The sequence below is a fragment of the Tianweitania sp. genome, assembly GCF_032053605.1.
In the GTDB taxonomy this organism is placed as follows: domain Bacteria; phylum Pseudomonadota; class Alphaproteobacteria; order Rhizobiales; family Rhizobiaceae; genus Tianweitania.
This window is the reverse complement of the sequence record NZ_DAMBUH010000183.1, coordinates 1-3,906: the sequence shown is the minus strand read 5'-3', so window position 1 is coordinate 3,906 and position 3,906 is coordinate 1. Positions and strand designations below refer to the sequence as shown.

The window sequence follows — 3,906 nt, the reverse complement described above, 5'->3', positions numbered from 1 at the left end:
GGACAGGGACACGGTGTCGTCATCGACGATGCCGAGCGTGCCGACGCCAGCGGCCGCGAGATATTGCAGCACCGGCGCACCGAGACCGCCGGCCCCGATCATCAGCACGCGGGCGCGCTTGAGCTTCTGCTGGCCCGCGCCGCCGACTTCCGGCAGTACGAGGTGGCGGGCATAGCGTTCGACTTCGAGGGGCGAGAGCGGCTGGGAGGCTTGCGTGTCCATGGCAGCACCATAGGCTTCCGCAAAGGGGCTGTCAGCCGGGATCGGCGGTGACCGTGCCGTCCTGGACATGCAGGAACTGGGCGCGGCTTTCCAGGCTGGCAAACAGTGCGCGCTCGGTGCCGGTCATGAAGGTCTGGCAGCCGATCTCTTCCAGTATGGAAAAAAGCGCGGCGCGGCGGTTCTCGTCGAGATGAGCGGCGATTTCGTCCAGCAGCAGGATCGGCACGAGACCGGTGATCGCGCCGGTCAGCCGCGCATGGGACAGGATCAGGCCGATCAGCAGCGCCTTCTGTTCGCCCGTGGAGCAAAGGGCGGCGGGCATCGCCTTTTCGCGATATTCCACGACGAAGTCGGCGCGATGCGGGCCATCCAGCGTACGGCCGGATGCACGGTCGCGATACCGATTGTCGCGCAGGGCCTGGCGAAAGCTTTCCTCGATGTCGACGGCGGCACGGCCCGCAACCTGATCTTCCACGAAGCCGGTGAGCGCGATGCCCGCGCGGGGGAAGGGCGCGCCATCAGGCATGGTTTCGATCAGGCCGGTGAGGAGCCGCACCAGTTCGACGCGGGCGACGGCGATCGCCGTGCCGGTTTCCGCCATCTGCGTTTCGATTGCATCCAGCCAGGCGGTGTCGCGGCTGTCTTCGGCAAGCAGACGGTTGCGGCCGCGCATGGCTTTTTCATAATCGAGCGTGCGGCGGCCATGCTGCGGATCGATGGCCAGCACCAGACGATCCACGAAACGGCGGCGATCGGCGGCAGGACCGGTGAAAAGCGTGTCCATCGACGGCGTCAGCCAGATGACGCGCAGCCATTCCAGGAGATCGTCGGCGCTGCGGGCGGGTGCGCCGTTGATGCGCACGCGCCGGGAAGCGTCACCTTCATTGTCGGAACCGGTGCCCGTGCCGATGCTGGCATCGCCTTCCGGTCCGCTGACTTCGGCAAAGATAGAAAAGCCATCGGCCGCACCGGCGCGGGGCACGTCGCTGTAGCTTGCGCGGCGCAAACCGCGACCCGGCGACAGGAAGGAGATGGCCTCCAGAAGATTGGTCTTGCCGGCGCCATTGGCGCCAAACAGCACGACGGCGCCGGGCTCGAACCGCGTGACGAGCTGCGCATAGTTCCGGAACTGCGTGAGCTGGAACTTACCGATCGTGCTGGGTTCGGCCATTAAGAAGGGATGCGCTACACGCGCATCGGCATCAGGACATACAGCGTGTCGTCGTCGGATGCGTCGTGGATCAGCGTCGGCGAACCTGCATCGGCCAGCATGAAGCGGGCATCGCCGCCCGACAGCTGGGCTGCGACATCGAGCAGGTAGCGCGCGTTGAAGCCGATCTCGATCGGATCGGAGTCATAGTCGGCGGCGAGCTCTTCCGTCGCGCTGCCCGAATCCGGATTGTTGACGGCAAGCGTGACCTGGCCCGATGCGATCGACAGCTTCACGGCGCGGCCGCGCTCCGAGGAGATGGTGGACACGCGATCCACGGCGGATGCGAAGCTCTGGCGGTCGATGATGAGCTTGCGGTCGTTGCCGGTCGGGATGACGCGCTGGTAATCCGGGAAGGTGCCGTCGATCAGCTTGGAGGTCAGCACCACAGGGCCGATCGTGAAGCGGATCTTGGTGTCGGACAGTTCAACCGTAACGGTGGTTTCCGGATCGTCGAGCAGCTTCTGCAACTCGCTGACCGTTTTGCGCGGCACGATGATGCCGGGCATCCCTTCCGAGCCGGAGGGGGCGGCGGTTTCCGAGCGGGCCAGGCGGTGGCCGTCGGTGGCGACCGCGCGCAGCTTCAGGTCCTGATCGCCATGCGTGTGGAGGAAGATGCCGTTGAGGTAATAGCGAGTTTCTTCCGTCGAGATCGCGAACTGGGTCTTGTCGATCAGGCCCTTGATGGCCGGTGCTTCGACGCGGAAGATGTGGGTGAAGGTGCCGGCCGATAGCTGCGGGAAATCCGACTGCGGCAGGCACTGCAAGCGAAATGACGAGCGGCCGGCCATGACGGTCATGGCGTTGCCGTCTTCATCGAGCTTCAGCATCACTTCCGAACCATCGGGCAGCTTGCGCACGATGTCATAAAGGAGATGGGCGGGCACGGTGGTGGAGCCGGCGCGCTCGACCATGGCCGGGATCGTTTCGGTCACTTCGAGGTCGAGATCCGTCGCCTTCAGCGACAGGTTTGCGCCCTCGGCTGCCAGAAGCACGTTCGACAGGATCGGGATCGTGTTGCGGCGCTCAACGACACGATGAACATGGTTGAGCGACTTCAAAAGGTTCGAGCGTTCAAGAACTACACGCATGACAACCGGTCCCGAATGAAATCAGCGGGACAGGCGTCAAGGAGGATACCCGGCATGTCCCGTCGGCAGTGTGTGGAATCCCCGCCGAAGTCGCGGCAGACTGACAACAAATCTGCCGCGAAAGCAAGCTTTTCAGGCCGGTGAAAGCCTGTCGATCAACAGGGCTTTGCCTGATGCAGGGGCTAGCGCTTATTGCGCCTCGTTGATGAGGCGGCGCAGGAATTCGAGTTCCTGGGCGAGCTTGGTGTCGGAACCCGACAGATCCTCGATCTTGCGCACGGCATGCAGAACCGTGGTGTGATCGCGGCCACCGAAGCGACGGCCGATTTCCGGCAAGGAGCGCGGGGTGAGCACCTTGGACAGATACATCGCCACCTGGCGCGGCTTCACGATGGTGCGCGTGCGGCGGTTACTCAGAAGCTCGGTCTTCGACACGTTGTAGTGGCGGGCAACGATGCGCTGAATGTCTTCGATGCGCACGCGCTTGGGCTCGCCAGAGCGGAAGATGTGCGCCAGCATCTCGTCGATGCGCTCAACGTCGAGCTGCGGCTCGAAGGAGCGGCGGAACAGGACCTGGTTGAACGCGCCTTCGATCTCGCGGCCGCTGCCGGGGATGGCATGGGCGATGTGGTTCAGGATCTCGTCGGAGATCGTGATCGAGGCATCCTCGGCCTGTGCCAGCGCTAGACGATGACGCAGCATGGACAAACGCATGGAGAAATCCGGTGCCGCCATTTCCAGCGACACGCCGCCGCTGAGGCGCGAACGCACGCGCGGCTCGAGCGATTCCAACTCGGTGGCCGGACGGTCGGCGGCAACGACGACCTGCTTGGCGCTGTCGAGCAGCATGTTGAGGAGGTGGCAGAACTCGTTCTGGATCGACTTGCCCTGCAGGAACTGCATGTCGTCGATGATCAGGAGGTCGATGTCGCGCAGGTGTTCCTTGAGAGCCAGCGCGCTATTGTCGCGGATCGCGGAAGCGAAGCGCCACATGAAATATTCGGCGGTCAGATAAACGACGCGCGAACCCGGCTTGTTGCGGATCGCCTCGTCGGCAATGGCCTGCAGCAGATGGGTCTTGCCGAGGCCAACCGAGGAATGAATAAACAGCGGATTGAAGCGCACGCCGTTGGGCGCGCTTTCGGCAACAGCCTTGGCGGCTGCAAGAGCGACGCGGTTCGACGGACCTTCCACGAAGGTATCGAACGTATAGCGCTGGTCGAGCGGTGAGCCGATGCTCGAACCGCGCGATTCCGTTTCACCCGTTGCCTGGCGCGGCGCGGCCGAACCCACAACCGACAGCATCGGTTTCATTGAAGGCGCCGCAGTGGCGCTGGCAGCCGGCTTGGCGGCGCGGTTGCGCTGCGCAGCCGCTTCGCTTTG

4 protein-coding genes are annotated in these 3,906 nt (G+C 64.2%); all 4 read right to left on the bottom strand.

The genetic code is table 11. The annotated features are described in order from the left end of the window. Positions 1 to 222, bottom strand: a 222-nt coding sequence (locus RTX98_RS20405; protein ID WP_312798718.1) for a ThiF family adenylyltransferase, incomplete at its 3' end; no start/stop codon positions are given. Between the two features lie 31 nt (positions 223 to 253). Beyond that, positions 254 to 1,393 (bottom strand): DNA replication/repair protein RecF, encoded by a 1,140-nt coding sequence (recF, locus tag RTX98_RS20400; protein ID WP_312798717.1) that lies wholly within the window; start codon positions 1,391 to 1,393, stop codon positions 254 to 256. A gap of 14 nt (positions 1,394 to 1,407) precedes the next feature. Next, on the bottom strand, positions 1,408 to 2,523 hold the full coding sequence (dnaN, locus tag RTX98_RS20395) for a DNA polymerase III subunit beta (RefSeq protein WP_189503823.1): 1,116 nt from the start codon (positions 2,521 to 2,523) through the stop codon (positions 1,408 to 1,410). Between the two features lie 189 nt (positions 2,524 to 2,712). Continuing rightward, the coding region (dnaA, locus tag RTX98_RS20390; RefSeq protein ID WP_312798716.1) for a chromosomal replication initiator protein DnaA at positions 2,713 to 3,906 on the bottom strand (1,194 nt) is incomplete at its 5' end.